Raw genomic sequence first — 14932 nt, forward strand, 5'->3', positions numbered from 1 at the left:
CTAGCCTCGCCGGATGCCCACCCCCGCCCCTCGACGGAGCCCCGCGTCGCGCGCGCTCGCCCGGGCCGGCGCCGTCGCTGGCGCGCTGGCGATGGGGATCCTGCTGGCCGCGCTCGCCCTGGGCCTCGCGCTCGACGGGCCGTTCGCGGCGTTCGACGCGCACGACGAGACGCGCTGACCGGGCTCCTCACCCGCACCCGGCCGCGTGCCGCACGCGCCGGCCGACCGCGCCCCGGTCGACCGCGCGTCATGCATCGCCTCCGCAGCCCGCCGCTCGCTACGGTGGGCATCGGCCTCCGCACCGGGTCGCATCCGCCCACCAGGGAGTCCGCCGTGCTCATCACCCTCACCTCCACGGCGCCGTCCGCGTCGGACCTCAGCCACCTGCTCCGCAAGCACCCGGGCAGGGCGCAGTCCTTCGACCTCGCGGTCGGCACCGCGCACGTGCTCTACCCCGAGGCGACCGACGAGCGCTGCACGGTGGCGCTGCTGCTCGAGGTGGATCCGATCGCGCTCGTCCGCGACAAGCGCTTCCGCGGCGCCGGCGCGTCGAGCATCGCCCACCACGTGAACGACCGGCCCTACGCCTCGTCGTCGATGCTCGCCGTCGCGCTCGGGCACGTGTTCCGCACCGCGATGGGCGGCCGGAGCGAGTCGTTCCCCGAGCTCGCGGCCGGCACGCTCCCGCTCCGGATCACGGTCGCGGCCCTGCCCGCGCGCGGCGGCGCCGAGCTGGTCGAGGCGCTGTTCGCCCCGCTGGGCTGGCGCGTCGAGGCGACGCCCGTGCCGCTCGACGCCGAGCACCCGGAGTGGGGGGACTCCCGCTACGTCGACCTCGTGCTCACGGGCGAGGTCCGGCTCGCCGACGCCCTCCGCCACCTCTACGTGCTGCTGCCGGTGCTCGACGACGGCAAGCACTACTGGGTGTCCGACGACGAGGTCGGCAAGCTCCTCCGCGCCGGCGAGGGCTGGCTCGCCGAGCACCCGGCGCGCGACCTCATCACGCGTCGGTACCTGGCGCACCAGCGGGACCTCGTGGGCGAGGCCGGGGAGCGGCTCGACGCCGGAGCCGCGGAGGCCGCCGAGCCGTCCGACGCCCCCGACGCGACGGCCGGCGACGCCGCCGGACCGCGCTCCCCCTCCCTCGCGCTCCTCCGCGCCGAGACCGTGCACGCCGTGCTCACGGAGGTCGGCGCCCGCACGGTCGCGGACGTCGGCTGCGGGTCGGGTGCGCTGCTGCGGCACCTGGTCGCGGATCCGGCGTTCACGACGATCATCGGGACCGACGTCTCGGCGTCCGACCTCGAGGCCGCGGCCCGGCGTCTCGACCTCCGCGACGCGAGCGACCGGGTGCGCGAGCGGATCCGGCTGCTGCAGTCGTCGGCGACCTACGAGGACCCGCGCATCGCCGGTCTCGACGCGATCGTGCTGATGGAGGTGCTCGAGCACGTGGACCCCGACCGGCACGGCGCGCTCGAGGCCTCCGTGCTCGGATCCGCGGCGCCCGGCACCGTGGTCGTCACGACCCCGAACGCCGAGCACAACGCGCTCTACCCGGGCCTCGCCGCGGGCGCGCTCCGCCACCCCGACCACCGCTTCGAGTGGACCCGCGCCGAGTTCGCCGCGTGGGCGGAGCGCGCGGCCGACCGGTACGGCTACCGGGTCGAGGTCCGCCCCGTCGGCGACGTGGATCCCGTCCACGGCTCCCCCACCCAGCTCGCCCTCTTCCGGAAGGCCGTCACCCCATGACCGACGCCCCCGCCGCCGCCGCCACGACGGACGCCCCGGCCGCCCCGCTCCCGCTCCCCCGCATGTCGCTCGTGCTCCTGGTGGGCGCGAGCGGATCCGGCAAGTCGACCTTCGCGCGCACGCACTTCGGCCCGTACGAGGTGCTGTCGAGCGACGCCTTCCGCGGCCTCGTCTCCAACGACGAGAACGACCAGAGCGCCACGTCCGCCGCCTTCGAGGCGCTCCGGCACGTCGCCGCGCACCGCCTGCGCCGCGGCCTGATGACCGTGATCGACGCGACCAACGTGCAGGCCGAGTCGCGCCGGTCCCTCGTGCAGCTCGCCCGCGACCACGACGTGCTGCCGGTCGCGATCGTGCTCGACGTGCCCGTCGGCGTGTGCGTCGAGCGGAACGCGGCGCGCACCGACCGGTCCTTCGGCGCGTCCGTCGTGAAGCGCCAGCACGACCAGCTCCAGCGGTCGCTGAAGGGCCTCCGCCGCGAGGGCTTCCGCACGGTGCACGTGCTCCGCGGCGTGGACGAGATCGCCGCCGCGCGCTTCACCGTGGAGCCGCTCCTCAACGACCTCCGCCACGAGCGCGGCCCGTTCGACGCGATCGGCGACGTGCACGGCTGCCGCGCGGAGCTCGAGGCCCTGCTCGGCGAGCTCGGCTACGCGATCGAGCGGGACGACCGGGGCCGCCCCGTCGACGCCGTGCACCCGGAGGGCCGCCGCGTCGTGTTCCTCGGCGACCTCGTTGACCGCGGACCCGACACCCCCGGCGTCCTCCGCCTCGCCATGGGCATGGTGCGCGCCGGGCACGCGTTCGCGGTGCCCGGCAACCACGAGGACAAGCTCGTGAAGGCGCTGCAGGGCAAGAAGGTGCGGGTCGCGTACGGCCTGGCGGAGTCGCTGGCGCAGCTCGCCGAGGAGGACGAGGAGTTCCGCGTGGACGTCGAGCGGTTCTGCCGCGAGCTCGTCTCGCACCTGGTGCTCGACGGCGGCGACCTCGTGGTCGCGCACGCGGGGCTCATCGAGGCGTACCAGGGGCGCGCATCCGGCCGCGTGCGCGCCTTCGCGCTGTGGGGCGACGCCACCATCGGCGAGACGGACGAGCACGGCCTGCCCGTGCGGCGCGACTGGGCGCTCGACTACCGCGGATCCGCCACGGTCCTCTACGGGCACGTCGCCGGGGTCGGCACCGAGTGGGTCAACCGCACCATGTGCCTCGACACCGGCTGCGTCTTCGGCGGCGAGCTCAGCGCCCTCCGCTGGCCCGAGCGCGAGGTCGTCGCGGTGCCCGCCGAGCGCGTCTGGTCGGAGCCGACCGTGCCGCTCGGGCGCCGGTACGCGTCCGCCGCCGCCGCCGGATCCGCCGTGGACGCGCCGCGCGACGCGGGCCTCCTCCGCATCGACGACGTGCTCGGGAAGCAGGTCGTGGAGACGCGCGCCTTCGGCCGGGTCGGGATCCGCGAGGACGCCGCCGCCGGCGCCCTCGAGACCATGAGCCGCTTCGCCGTCGACCCGCGGCACCTCGCATACCTGCCGCCCACCATGAGCCCGCCCGCGACCTCGTCGCGCGACGACGTGCTCGAGCACCCCGCCGAGGCGTTCGAGGCGTACCGGCGCGACGGCCTGGAGCGGGTGATCTGCGAGGAGAAGCACATGGGATCCCGCGCGGTCGTGCTCCTCACCCGCGACCCCGCGCGCTTCGGCGCGCCCACGGGCTGGCGCGGCGTCGTGCACACGCGCACGGGCCGCCCCTTCTTCGACGCCGCCGACACCGACGCGCTGCTCGCCCGCCTCGACGCCGCGGTCGAGGCCGCCGGCCTCTGGGCGGAGCTCGACACGTCGTGGCTGCTGCTGGACGCCGAGCTGCTGCCGTGGTCCGCGAAGGCCGGGCCGCTGATCCGCGAGCAGTACGCGTCCGTCGGCGCCGCCGCGACCGCCGCGCTGCCCGCCGCCGTCCGCACGCTCGAGCAGGCGGCCGCGTCCGGCATCGACGTGGCCGACCTCCTCGAGCGCACGCGCGCGCGGGCCGCCGACGCGGAGGCGTACGTCGCCGCGTACCGCCGGCACGCGGCGCCGTACGGCGGCCTCGCCGACGTGCGCCTCGCGCCCTTCCAGCTCCTCGCCACCGAGGGCGCGACCCACCTCGCGCGCGAGCACGCCTGGCACCTGGCGCTGGCTCAGCGGCTGGCGGACGCGGATCCGGGCCTCGTCCTCCCCACGCGCTCCCTCGAGGTCGACCTCGCGTCGCCGCGGTCGGAGGAGGCCGCCACGCGCTGGTGGCAGGAGCTCACGGACGCGGGCGGCGAGGGCATGGTCGTGAAGCCCGTCGCGGGTCTCGTCCGCGGGCGGACGACGCTCGCGCAGCCGGGCATCAAGGTGCGCGGCCGCGAGTACCTGCGCATCGTCTACGGCCCCGACTACACGGAGCCCGCGAACCTCCGCCGCCTCCGCGACCGCGACGTCGGCCACAAGCGGTCGATGGCGCTCCGCGAGTACGCGCTCGGCGTGGAGGCGGTCGAGCGCTTCGTCGCGGGCGAGCCGACGTGGCGCGTGCACCAGGCCGTGTTCGGCGTGCTCGCGATGGAGTCCGAGGCGGTGGATCCGCGGCTCTGACGCCGGCCCGTCGGGACGCGCACGGGCCGCGAAGCGCGCACGGCTAGCGTCGCCGGACGCCCGCAGCCCCGCTGCGGGCATCCCACGTCAGGTGAGGGGGCCAGAAGGGCGACGGGGATGTCCCTCCGGCGGATGAGCGGATCCCCCTCTCGGCCGTCGGCTGACGAGCCGGGCCTCCGTAGCGTCGAGGGCATGGACGATCCCCGCCTCCGAGAGGCGAGCACGACGACGGACGAGGACCGGCACGCCGACGACCGGGGGTCGCTGCTCGGCGTCCTCCCGTTCACGACCGCGGTGGGCGGAGCGGTGTCCATGTTCCTGGTCCCCGGCACCCCGGTCGTCGTGGGCAGCCTCCTCGCCCGTGATGCCGGCTCGCTCGCGTTCCTCGTCATGGGATTCCCGCTCATGGCGACGGGTGCGGCGGGCGTCTTCCTCCTCGGACTCGCGGTCGGTGCGCTGGCAGGGCTCCCGGACCACCTCGCCCGAGATCGTCCGGGCTTGCGCCCGCTGACGTCGGCCCTCGCGGTCGTGATCCTCACCGCCCTCATCTGCACGGCGTGGGTGGCCGCGTTATGGGCGTGGTGGCCGCATGCCCGCGACATCATGGGATGGTCCACGGGGGTCGTCGCCGTCGCCGCTGCGGTCGCTACGACGCTGGTCGTCGTGCTCCTTCGACGTGGTCGACGTGGTGCCCGATGAGTCGCGCGCGAGCGGTCGCGAGGACGCGCATGACGATCACGCCCCGCCGCGGTTCCCCTCCAGCGTGAACGTGAACACGTCCTCGTCGAACGCGCTGTACCCGGCGTAGTCGAGCAGCTCGTAGAGCCGGGCTCGGGTCTGCATCTCGGGCACCTTCGAGGCGAGCGTGCCCTCCTCCAGGATCGCGTCGAGGCCGCGCTCGGCGGCGCCCATCGCGAGGCGCAGCAGCGAGACGGGGTAGATGACGATGTTCACGCCCACGTCGCGCAGCTGCGACGTCGTGAACAGCTCGCTCTTCCCGAACTCGGTCATGTTGGCGAGGATCGGCACGTCGACGGCCGCGCGCATCGCCTCGAACTCGGCGAGGTCGGCCATCGCCTCGGGGAAGATCGCGTCGGCACCGGCGTCGACGAGCGCACGCGCCCGGTCGACGGCCGCGGCCATGCCGTCGACGCCGCGCACGTCGGTGCGGGCCATGACGAGCAGGTCGGGGTCGCGGCGGGCGTCGACGGCCGCGCGGATCCGCTTCAGCGCCGTCGACTCGTCCACCACCTGCTTGCCGTCGAGGTGGCCGCAGCGCTTGGGGTTCACCTGGTCCTCGATGTGCAGCCCGGCGACGCCCGCGTCCTCCAGCATCTGCACGGTGCGCGCGACGTTCATCGGCTCGCCGAAGCCCGTGTCGGCGTCCACGAGGCAGGGCAGGTCGGTGACGCGCGCGATCTGCTGCGAGCGCCCGGCCACCTCGGTGAGCGTGGTGAGGCCGATGTCCGGCAGGCCGAGGTCGGCCGAGAGCACGGCGCCGGAGATGTAGACGCCGTCCATGCCCTTGTCCTGGATGAGGCGGGCCGACAGCGGGTTGAACGCGCCGGGCATCCGGAGCAGCTCGCCCGAGTCGAGCCGCTCGCGGAACGCGCGGCGCTTGTCGGCGGAGGTGAGGTTCGAGTGCAGCATCAGAGGAGTCCCTTCGGGGAGCCGGCGCCGTCGAGGAGGCCGGGCCTGGCGGTCACGGTGAGGCCGGCGAGCTCGTCGGCGGTGAGCTCGGGGAGGCGCTCGACGAGCGCGAGGAAGCGGTCGACCTCGGTGTCCTCGAGCACGCCGTCGGCGAGCGTGCGGAGCTTCGCCACGTAGTCGGCGCGCGCGAACGGCCGGGCGCCGAGCGGATGCGCGTCGGCCACGGCGATCTCGTCGACGATGGTCGAGCCGTCGGTCAGGCGGATCTCCACCCGTCCGCCGAACGCCTTCTCGGCCGGGTCCATGGAGTGGTACCTGCGGGTCCACTCCGGGTCCTCGGTCGTGGTGACGCGGCGCCAGAGGTCCACCGTGTCGGGGCGGCCGGCGCGCTCGGGCGCGTACGAGTCGACGTGGTGCCAGGCGCCGTCCTGCAGCGCGACGGTGAAGATGTACGGGATCGAGTGGTCGAGCGTCTCGCGGCTGGCGCGCGGGTCGTACTTCTGCGGGTCGTTCGCGCCGGATCCGATGACCACGTGCGTGTGGTGCGACGAGTGGATGAGCACGCGGTCGATCGCGTCCGCGTCGGCGAGCACGGGGTGCGCGTGGTGCAGGCGGCGGGCGAGGTCGATCCACGCCTGCGCCTGGTACTCGGCCGAGTGCTCCTTCGTGTACGTGTCGAGGATCGCCCGCTTGGCCTCGCCGGGCGCGGGCAGCGGCACGTCGTAGCCGGCGTCGGGCCGTCGAGCAGCCACGCGATGACGCCGTCCTCGCCCGTAGATGGGGGTCGGGCTGGTCTGGCCGCGCATCGCCCGGTCGATCGCCTCGACGGCCATCTTCCGGCGAACGCGGGCGCGTGCGCCTTCCACGTGCTGATCGCGCCCTTGCGGGACTGGCGCGTGGCGGTCGTGGTGTGCAGGGCCTGGCCGATCGCCTGGAAGACCGTGCCCTCGTCGAGGCCGAGGAGCGTGCCGATGCCGGCGGCGGCCGACGGGCGAGGTGCGCGACGTGGTCGATCTTGTGCGCGTGCAGGCTGATGGCCTTCACGAGGTCCACCTGGATCTCGTAGCCGGTCGCGATGCCGCGGATCACGTCGGCGCCCGTGAGCGCGCGGCCGTCGGGGCGCCCGGCTGCGGCGGCGTGCTGCGCGGCGGCGAGGATCGGCGGGATGTTGTCGCCCGGGTGCGAGTACTCCGCGGCCAGGAAGGTGTCGTGGTAGTCGAGCTCGCGCACGGCCACGCCGTTCGCCCAGGCCGCCCACTCGGCGCTGACGCGGGTGGACGGATCCGCCCACGACGGTCGCGCCGGCGCCGCCCGTGGACGGCCCGTGCGCGAGGGCCTGCGCGCGCGCCGCGACGACGGGCGCGCGGGTGAGCGAGGCGGTCGCGACGGCCGCGTTGTCGATGATGCGGTTGACGATCATCCCGGTGACCTCGGCGTCGACCTCGACCGGATCGGCGGCGACGGCGGCGATGCGCCCCGCCAGCTGCTCCCGGGGAGGCAGGGCTCGTCGCTGCGGTGGACGCGGACGCGGTGGATCTGCATGCTCTTCCTCACGGTCGGGCGCCTGTCGCGGAGGGCTCGTGGCCCCGTCCGCGCGGCACCGGTCCAGCGTATCCACCGGCCGGGCCCGTCCTACGCTGGGGCGTGCCCAACGTCACCCCGGAGTCCCCCGCCAGGACGACGTGCTCCCGCTGCTGCGGCAGGCCGACGAGTACGCGCTCGCCCTCTACCCGGCGGAGAGCTACCACGCGCTCGACCTCGCTGCGCTCGAGCGCCCCGGCGTCACGTTCCTCGTGGCGCGCGAGGACGGCCGCGCGCCTCGGCACGGCGGCGGTCGTGGACGGCGGCGACGGATCCGCGGAGCTGAAGCGCGTGTTCGTCACCGACGCGGCGCGCGGGCTCGGCGTCGGACGCGCGCTCCTCGTCGCCGCGGAGGAGCGGGCCCGGGAGCTCGGCGCCACGACGATGCGCTCGAGGACGGGCTGCCGCAGACCGCGGCGATCGCCCTGTACGAGCGCGGCGGCTACCGTCACGTGCCGCGGTTCGGGCCGTACGCGGCGGATCCGACGAGCGTCTGCATGGAGCGCGACCTGCGGGCGGCGCCCGGGCCGCTCCCCCGGTGGATCCTCCGCCCCGCCCTCCCGGACGACGCCACCTGGATGGCCGAGCTGCGCGCCGTCGTCATGCGCCCCGACCTCGAGCGGCTCGGCCGGTGGGACCCGGTGCGGGTCCGCCGCCGCTTCCTCGACGGCTGGGCAGCGGAGCGCACCTCCGTCATCCGCGTCGACGGCCGCGACGCCGGCCTCATCGCCTGCCGCGACGAGCCCGACGCCCGCTGGGATCGAGCACTTCTACCTCGACCCCGCGGCGCAGGGCCGCGGCATCGGCGGCGAGGTGCTCGGCGAGGTCATGGCGCGGCACGACGACGGCCGCCCGTTCCGCCTCGACGTGCTCCAGGGCAGCGCGGCCCGGCGCCTCTACGAGCGCGCGGGCTTCCGCATCGAGCGCGAGGACGCGGTGGACGCGTGGCTCGTGGCCCTGCCGACTCCGCGCGCGGAGGATCCGGTCCGCCGGGCCGTGGGCCGCGAGCACTGACGGTCGACGGGCGACGGCGGACGGCCGCCCGAGGACCCGACCCGATGCGGGAGCGCCCTCCCGCGAGTCATCCCCCGGCGGTCAGAGGAGCCGCGCGTGATGCTCGCGCGCGAGGAGCGCGTACCCGTCGAGCGTGATCCCACTCCGCCCTCGGACCGGTCGGCCTCGACCTGCCTCGACTCCCGCCGGAAGCCGAGCCGCGTCAGCAGCTGCGCCACGGCGTCGTTGCGGGAGTCGCAGGCGGCCACGACCCGGTGGGCGCGCTCCTGGTCGAAGACGAGGTCCAGCACCGCGCGCAGCGCCTCGGAGGCGATGCCCCGACCCTGCGACGAGCGCGCCAGGGTGACGCCGACCTCCGAACGTGTCGGGCTGCGCGTCGAGGAGGTGCAGCGCGACGTCCCCGAGGAGCACGCCCGACCCGGCGTCGCGGACGGCCAGCTGCAGCCAGCCGCCGGGCGACGGGAGGCCGACCTCCCGGCTGGGCCGCGACCAGGCGCTCGGCATCCGCTCGGGAGTAGTCGATCCCCCACGACTGGTACCGGGCGACGTCCGGATCCCGGCGGTACCGGACGAAGTCGTCGACGTCGCGCGGCGCGAGCGGCTCGATCAGCAGGCGGGAGGTCGTGAGGGCGATGCGGTCGTGCGACGAGGGCATGCTCCGAAGCTAGCGGGCGTGCCCGCAGCCGACGCGACGGCTCCTCCGCGTGACCTCCGGACGCCAGCGGGCGGGAGCAGCGTCCCCCACGTGACCGGCCAGGGCGTCCCCGCGGGACCGCTGCGGCCGCTCCGAAGAGCCGGCCCACGGCATCACCGGTCGAGGACTCCCCCACCGTCCAGGGGGTGATCGTGACCCAACGCCCCCATGTCGCGGAGGTACGACCGTCGATGAGGAGTGGTACCGATAGCGGATCCCTCCCCGGCCGCTCGCTCGGCGGCGGCGACGAGCAGCAGCGCGAGCTGCCCCGGTGCCGTCCCCGGGCCCTCTAGTCGTCGGGGTGCAGGCCCGCGTCCGCCGGCCCGGTCCGCCACGCGGTGAAGTGGACGGTGAGGCCCGCGCGCGTCGGCGCGCAGCACATCGGCCCGCGGTCACGGCGGCGTCGGCGTCCAGGGGCGCGACGCGCACCAGCTGCCACGGCTCGTCGTCCACCCGCGCGCGGACGGTCAGCGCGTCGCCGGAGCGGCTGGCGCGGATCGTCACGAGGCGGCCGTGCCAGCCGGGGACGGGGGCGAGCGACCAGTCGGACATGCCGCGGGTGACGACGGCGCCGAGGCCGTCCTCGCCGTCGCTGCGCTCGACGCCGGCCTTGGTCCACGTGCGGTCGTCGACCTTGACGAAGATCCCGGCCTGGTCGAACTGAGCGGAGAGGTCGAGCCGGAACGACACCTCCATCGCTGTCCCTGGTCGAACGGCGCGAGGAGGGCGTGCTCGGTGTCGTGCACGAAGCCGTACGAGGTGGTGCGCCAGGCGTCGCTGCCCTCGACGGCGGTGACGCGCATCCCGTCGTCGGCGAACTCCACGCGGGCGGGCGCGGTGGTCCAGGTGCCGGAGGTCCAGTCGATGTCGGTCATGGGGCCGAGTGTACGCTTGTACACATGACTGTCGACCACTTCGCCGGAGACGACCGCAGCAACCGCGAGCGGATGCTCGCCGGCGACCCGTACATCGCCGACGACCCGAGAGCGCCCCGCATCGCCCAGCGCGCCGTCCGGCTCGCCGACGCCTACCACCGGGCCGCCGTCGAGGACGAGGCCGCGGCCCGCCCCCTGCTCGAGGAGCTGCTCGGGTCGCTCGGCGAGGATGCGTCCGTCAAGCCGCCGCTGTTCGTCGACTACGGGGAGAACATCCGCATCGGCGCCCGGACCTTCGTCAACTGCAACCTGACGGCTCTCGACGTCGCCGTGATCACGATCGGCGAGGACTGCCAGATCGGCCCGAACGTCCAGCTCCTCACGCCCACCCACCCGATCGACCCGGGCCCCCGACGCGACAAGCTCGAAGCGGCCCGCCCGATCACCATCGGCGACAACGTGTGGCTCGGCGGCGGCGTGATCGTCTGCCCCGGCGTGAGCATCGGCGACGACAGCGTCATCGGCGCCGGCTCGGTCGTCACCCGCGACGTCCCCGCCGGGGTGGTGGCCGTCGGGAACCCCGCGCGGGTGATCCGCGAGATCGCGCCCCGGGCATGACGGGACCGGCTCCCGCCCGAGCACCCCGGCGATCGGATCCCGGCCGTCGGGACCGGATCGTCGAGGCCTGCCTCGACGTGATCGCCGACGTCGGGGTCGACGGCACCACGCACCGCCGGGTCGCGGCCGCGGCCGACGTCCCGCTCGGCTCGATGACGTACCACTTCGACGGCATGGACGACCTGCTCCGCGAGGCCTTCGCGCTGTTCGCCGACCGCGCGGCCGACCGGATGCGCCGCCGCCTCGGCGACGCCCGGGGCGACGCGGCGTTCCCGGCGGCGGTGGTCGACGTGATCCTCCACGACGCGCTCGGCACGCCGCGCGACCTCGTCCTCACGCACGAGCTCTACACGCTCGCCGCCCGCCGGCCCGAGTACCGGACCATCACGCAGACGTGGATGGCGCGCAGCCGCGCCGCCCTCGAGGAGCACGTCGACCCGACCACCGCGCGCATGCTCGACGCGCTCGTCGAGGGCCTCAGCATCCACCGCGCCCTCGACCCCGAGCCGACGGATGCGGCCTTCGTGCGCGACGCCGTGGAGCGCGTGCTGCGCTCCCGACCCGCGCCGCCGGCACGCGATCGACCCACCCGCTAGCCGGTCCCCGCGCGGTGCGGCGACCCGCCGCCCGCACCACGTCGCGGGCGACGTGATGCGGCGCCGCGGCGGCCCTCTCGGCGCCTCCGCGTCAGGCGGTCATCCGCGCGGCGAGGCCGCGGCCGTGGTCCGTCGCGCGCGTCTCGGCGAGCGTCCGGAGCTCGGCGGCGATGTCCGTGAACTGGTCCATCGCGGGGTTCACCCCGACGAGCGTGAACTCGCGCGTGACGACCTCCACGTCGAGCTGCCAGACGTCCTCGAGGATGCGGCGCATCCAGGCGGTCGCGTGGTCCCAGCCCTCGCGCGGGGTCCCGGCGGCGTAGTTGCCGCCCTGGACGGTCACGAGGACGGCGGGCTTGCCGGCGATGGCGGAGGGCTGGCCGGGGGCCATGCGCGGGTCGGTGAGCACCAGGTCGACGTACGTCTTGAAGTGCTGGGAGACGCCGAAGTTGTAGAGCGGGACGGCGAAGAGCAGGGCGTCCGCCGCGACGAGCTCGTCGGTCAGCGTCGCCGCCAGGGCCGCGGCGGCCTGCTGGTCCGGGGTGCGCGCGTCGGCGGGCGTCATCGATCCGGCGACCGCGTCCGACCAGGAGGTGGACGAGACGGGGTCGGAGCCGAGGTGGCGACGGGTGACCGCCGCGTCGGGGTGGGCGGCGCGCCACTCGCGCTCGACGATGTCGCCGAGGGCGCGGCTCGTCGAGCCGTCGATGCGGATGCTGGCGTCGAGACGGAACAGGGTCATTCTTCTCCTTCAGGGCTTCGGTTACTGTTCGTAACTCTGTACGCTGAGGGCCCGTTACCTCAAGCGAGCCCCCGTTACCCCGCAGTCACCCGAGGAGCACCCATGTCGATCGATGCGCGCGGCCAGGCCCTCCAGGACCGGCTCGCGGAGTCCATGCCGCAGATGCGCGAGCTCTGCGCGGGAGAGAGCCCGGAGCTCTTCCGGTCGCTCATGTCGCGCATCGGGGACAAGTGGACGATGCTCGTGATCGGCGTCCTCGGGGCCGACCGCCAGCGCTTCACCGAGATCGCCGACATGATCCCGGGCATCTCCCGCCGGATGCTGACCGTCACCCTGCGCGCGCTCGAACGCGACGGGCTCGTGACGCGCACCGTGCACGCCGAGGTCCCGCCGCGGGTCGAGTACCAGGTCACCGAGCTCGGGTACTCCCTGCAGGGCGTCGCCTTCGTCGTCGGCGAGTGGATCGGCGAGCACCAGCACGTGATCGCCGACAACCGGCGCCGCTTCGACGACGCCTCCGCCGGGAGCGCCTGAACCCGGCGACGTCGTCGACGGGGCGGGCGCCGACCGCGCGGTCGGATCCGGCGGCGCGGGGGTGGCGACGCTCGATGCGGTCGCACCCTCCCCGCGTCGCTAGCCTCGGACCATGGTGATGAGCAGGGTGCGCGATGAGATCGTGCGCGCCTGGCGGGCCGCCACCTCGCGCGGCCGCCTCCTCCTCGCCGCCAAGACCGCGCTCGCGGTGGGCATCGCGTGGGCCGTCGCGCCGTTCGTGCCCGGCGTCGCGAACGAGTACCCCTACTACGCGCCGCTCGGCGCGCTCGTCAGCATGTACCCGACGCTCATGGGATCCGCGCGCACCGGCCTGCAGACACTCCTCGGCCTCGCGGCGGGCATCGTCCTCGCGACCGCGGTGATCGCGACCACCGGCCCCTCGTGGTGGTCCATCCCCGTGATCGTCGGCATCGGCGTGATCCTCTCCGGCTCCGGCTGGTTCGGCGCCGGCCGCGAGTACGTGCCGATGGCGGCGCTCTTCGTGCTCATCATCGGCGGGCAGGACGCCGACACGTACTCGCTCGGCTACCTCGTGCAGATGGCGGTCGGCGTGGTGACGGGCCTCCTCATCAACGTGCTCGTCGCCCCGACGCTGTCGAGCGGGCAGGCGGCGGCGCGGATCAGCGCGTTCCAGGTCGAGGTCGCCCAGCGGCTGCGGGAGGTGGGCGACGCGGTCGAGTCCGACACCCCGCCCGCGCACGACGACTGGATCCGCGCGAGCGAGGACCTCGCCGGCACCGCCCGCGCCGTGCGCGCCGACCTCGCCGAGGCCGACGAGAGCCGCAAGGGCAACCCGCGGGCGCTCGTGAACAAGCGCGACGTGCGCATCGACCACGCCCGGCTCGAGGCGATGGACCAGATCGTCTTCCACGTCCGCGACGTCTCGGCCGCGCTCGCCGACACCATCTGGCAGGAGCGGGGCGCCCTCGGCCTCGACCACGAGGTCACCGGCCCCATCCGCGACGCGTGCCACGCCGTCGCGGGCGTGCTCGACCTCGACGACCCCGACTCCCCCGAGCGGCACCGGGCCATGGGCGAGGCCGCGCGGCGGGTGCGCCTGCTCGTCGAGGCCGTCGACCGGCGGTCGCAGGAGCTCGGCCGCGCGATGGGCCCCGGGGTCCTCACGGCGATGCACCTGAAGCGCGTGCTGCATCACCTCGAGCCGGTCGACGCGGCCGAGTCACCGGCCCCGTAGCGCCGGGTCCGGATCCGCCTCGGACGACCGCGACGCCTCCGCGCCCGCCCCGCTCCCGGGCAGGGCGCCGACGGGCGGCGCGTCCGCCCGCGCGTCGAAGCGCACCGCGACGATCCCCGCCACGATCAGCACGCCGCCGACGAGCTGCAGCGCCGTCAGCTCCTCGCCGAGCAGCAGCCAGGCCCAGGCGCCGGCCGCCGCGACCTCGAGGAGGCCCACGAAGGACGCGAGGCGCGACCCGAGCATCGCGCTCCCCGTGATGCCGGCGCCGTACGCGAGCGCCGTCGCGACCACGCCGACCACGAGCATCGGCACCCACCACGGCACGACGTTCCCGAGCACGGTCACGTCGGCGACGGATCCCGTGAACGGCAGGATCCCGGTGAGGCCCACGAGCCCCAGCACCGCCGCCGCGACGAGCAGCCCCGCCGCCGCGAGCGCCACGGGCGGCAGCCCGTCCGCGCCCTGCGCCGCGATCGCGAAGTAGCCCGCGCAGCCCACCATCGCGCCGATCGCGAGCAGCACGCCCACGGGATCCAGCGCCCCGCCGCCCGACGGCGACACCACGAGCGCGAGCCCGCCGGCCGCCGCGACGGACCCGAGGAGCACCGGCACCGCGGGCCGCCTCCGGCTCACGGCCCAGGCCACCGCGACGAGCAGCAGCGGCGCCATGAACTCGATGAGGATGGCCGTGCCCACGGGGATCCGCTCGATGGCCGCGAAGTACATGCCCTGCGCGCCGGCGACGCCGACGAGCGCCATGCCGAGCACGCGCCGCCACGCGCGGAGGACGGGCCGCAGGTCGCCGCGGAGCTGCGCGAGCGCGACCGGCGCCAGCACAGCGCCGCCGATGAGCGCGCGCAGGGTGACCGCCGCCACCGGGCTCCAGCCCGACTCGAGCAGCGGCTTCACGAACGCGCCGGACAACCCGAACGACGCGGCGGCGACGATCGCGAGGACCAGTCCGGTGGTGAGGTGGCGTCGGGTCATGGTGCTCTCGTCTCGTCAGGGGCCAAGCGGCCTACGATCCTGACGCTAGACTGGTCTCGGATAAGGAGTC

At 75.1% G+C, this 14932-nt stretch carries 13 protein-coding genes and 2 pseudogenes; 9 read left to right on the forward strand and 6 right to left on the reverse strand.

All coding sequences use genetic code 11. The features are described from left to right. Window positions 1-13 precede the first annotated feature (13 nt). The 4 genes from H9X71_RS11865 (at window position 14) to H9X71_RS11880 (ending at window position 5051) form a co-directional block, all read left to right on the forward strand. Window positions 14-178 (forward strand): hypothetical protein, encoded by a 165-nt coding sequence (locus H9X71_RS11865; protein ID WP_191147282.1) that lies wholly within the window; start codon window positions 14-16, stop codon window positions 176-178. A gap of 155 nt (window positions 179-333) precedes the next feature. After that, window positions 334-1749, forward strand: coding sequence for a 3' terminal RNA ribose 2'-O-methyltransferase Hen1 (locus tag H9X71_RS11870; RefSeq protein ID WP_191147283.1), 1416 nt, complete (start codon window positions 334-336; stop codon window positions 1747-1749). Then, a complete protein-coding gene (locus tag H9X71_RS11875) occupies window positions 1746-4352 on the forward strand; it encodes a polynucleotide kinase-phosphatase (RefSeq protein ID WP_191147284.1) in 2607 nt (868 codons plus the stop codon). The genes H9X71_RS11870 and H9X71_RS11875 overlap by 4 nt, the downstream gene beginning before the upstream one ends. A gap of 192 nt (window positions 4353-4544) precedes the next feature. Next, the gene (locus H9X71_RS11880) at window positions 4545-5051 is read left to right on the forward strand and encodes a hypothetical protein (protein WP_191147285.1); all 507 of its coding nucleotides are present in this window, start codon (window positions 4545-4547) and stop codon (window positions 5049-5051) included. A 36-nt stretch (window positions 5052-5087) separates the two neighbouring features. Here H9X71_RS11880 and prpB read toward each other — a convergent pair whose 3' ends face one another. After that, window positions 5088-6002: a methylisocitrate lyase gene (gene prpB, locus H9X71_RS11885; RefSeq protein ID WP_191147286.1), complete on the reverse strand. Its 915-nt coding sequence runs from the start codon at window positions 6000-6002 to the stop codon at window positions 5088-5090. Beyond that, window positions 6002-7544: pseudogene (locus tag H9X71_RS11890) on the reverse strand (MmgE/PrpD family protein). The gene prpB and the pseudogene H9X71_RS11890 overlap by 1 nt, the downstream one beginning before the upstream one ends. Window positions 7545-7874: 330 nt before the next feature. Here H9X71_RS11890 and H9X71_RS15080 point away from each other — a divergent pair. After that, window positions 7875-8597, forward strand: a complete 723-nt coding sequence (locus H9X71_RS15080; RefSeq protein WP_342355641.1) for a GNAT family N-acetyltransferase — start codon at window positions 7875-7877, stop codon at window positions 8595-8597. Here the strand turns inward: H9X71_RS15080 and H9X71_RS15110 are convergent. Together H9X71_RS15110 and H9X71_RS11910 are read right to left on the reverse strand one after the other, a co-directional pair. Next, a complete protein-coding gene (locus H9X71_RS15110) occupies window positions 8480-9427 on the reverse strand; it encodes a GNAT family N-acetyltransferase (RefSeq protein WP_425321415.1) in 948 nt (315 codons plus the stop codon). The two genes, H9X71_RS15080 and H9X71_RS15110, sit on opposite strands and share 118 nt — an antisense overlap. Before the next feature lie 153 nt (window positions 9428-9580). After that, window positions 9581-10166 (reverse strand): annotated as a pseudogene (locus tag H9X71_RS11910) (DUF1349 domain-containing protein). 24 nt (window positions 10167-10190) lie between these two features. Between H9X71_RS11910 and H9X71_RS11915 the strand changes: the two are divergent. Both H9X71_RS11915 and H9X71_RS11920 read left to right on the forward strand, forming a co-directional pair. Then, entirely contained in the window at window positions 10191-10784 is a 594-nt protein-coding gene (locus H9X71_RS11915) for a sugar O-acetyltransferase (RefSeq protein ID WP_191147288.1), read from the forward strand. Further along, the gene (locus tag H9X71_RS11920; RefSeq protein WP_191147289.1) at window positions 10781-11380 is read left to right on the forward strand and encodes a TetR/AcrR family transcriptional regulator; all 600 of its coding nucleotides are present in this window, start codon (window positions 10781-10783) and stop codon (window positions 11378-11380) included. The genes H9X71_RS11915 and H9X71_RS11920 overlap by 4 nt, the downstream gene beginning before the upstream one ends. Window positions 11381-11471: 91 nt before the next feature. Here H9X71_RS11920 and H9X71_RS11925 read toward each other — a convergent pair whose 3' ends face one another. Next, a complete protein-coding gene (locus H9X71_RS11925; protein WP_191147290.1) occupies window positions 11472-12122 on the reverse strand; it encodes an FMN-dependent NADH-azoreductase in 651 nt (216 codons plus the stop codon). 102 nt (window positions 12123-12224) lie between these two features. Between H9X71_RS11925 and H9X71_RS11930 the strand changes: the two genes are divergently transcribed. Then, window positions 12225-12656: a winged helix-turn-helix transcriptional regulator gene (locus tag H9X71_RS11930; protein WP_342355628.1), complete on the forward strand. Its 432-nt coding sequence runs from the start codon at window positions 12225-12227 to the stop codon at window positions 12654-12656. Window positions 12657-12768: 112 nt separating this feature from the next. Continuing rightward, complete coding sequence (locus H9X71_RS11935) at window positions 12769-13872, forward strand: FUSC family protein (RefSeq protein ID WP_191147291.1); 1104 nt, start codon at window positions 12769-12771, stop codon at window positions 13870-13872. Here the strand turns inward: H9X71_RS11935 and H9X71_RS11940 are convergent. After that, entirely contained in the window at window positions 13858-14862 is a 1005-nt protein-coding gene (locus tag H9X71_RS11940; RefSeq protein WP_191147292.1) for an EamA family transporter, read from the reverse strand. The genes H9X71_RS11935 and H9X71_RS11940 overlap by 15 nt on opposite strands. Between the last annotated feature and the right edge of the window lie 70 nt (window positions 14863-14932).

Origin of the sequence: Clavibacter zhangzhiyongii, from assembly GCF_014775655.1 — a bacterium.
Lineage (GTDB): Bacteria > Actinomycetota > Actinomycetes > Actinomycetales > Microbacteriaceae > Clavibacter > Clavibacter zhangzhiyongii.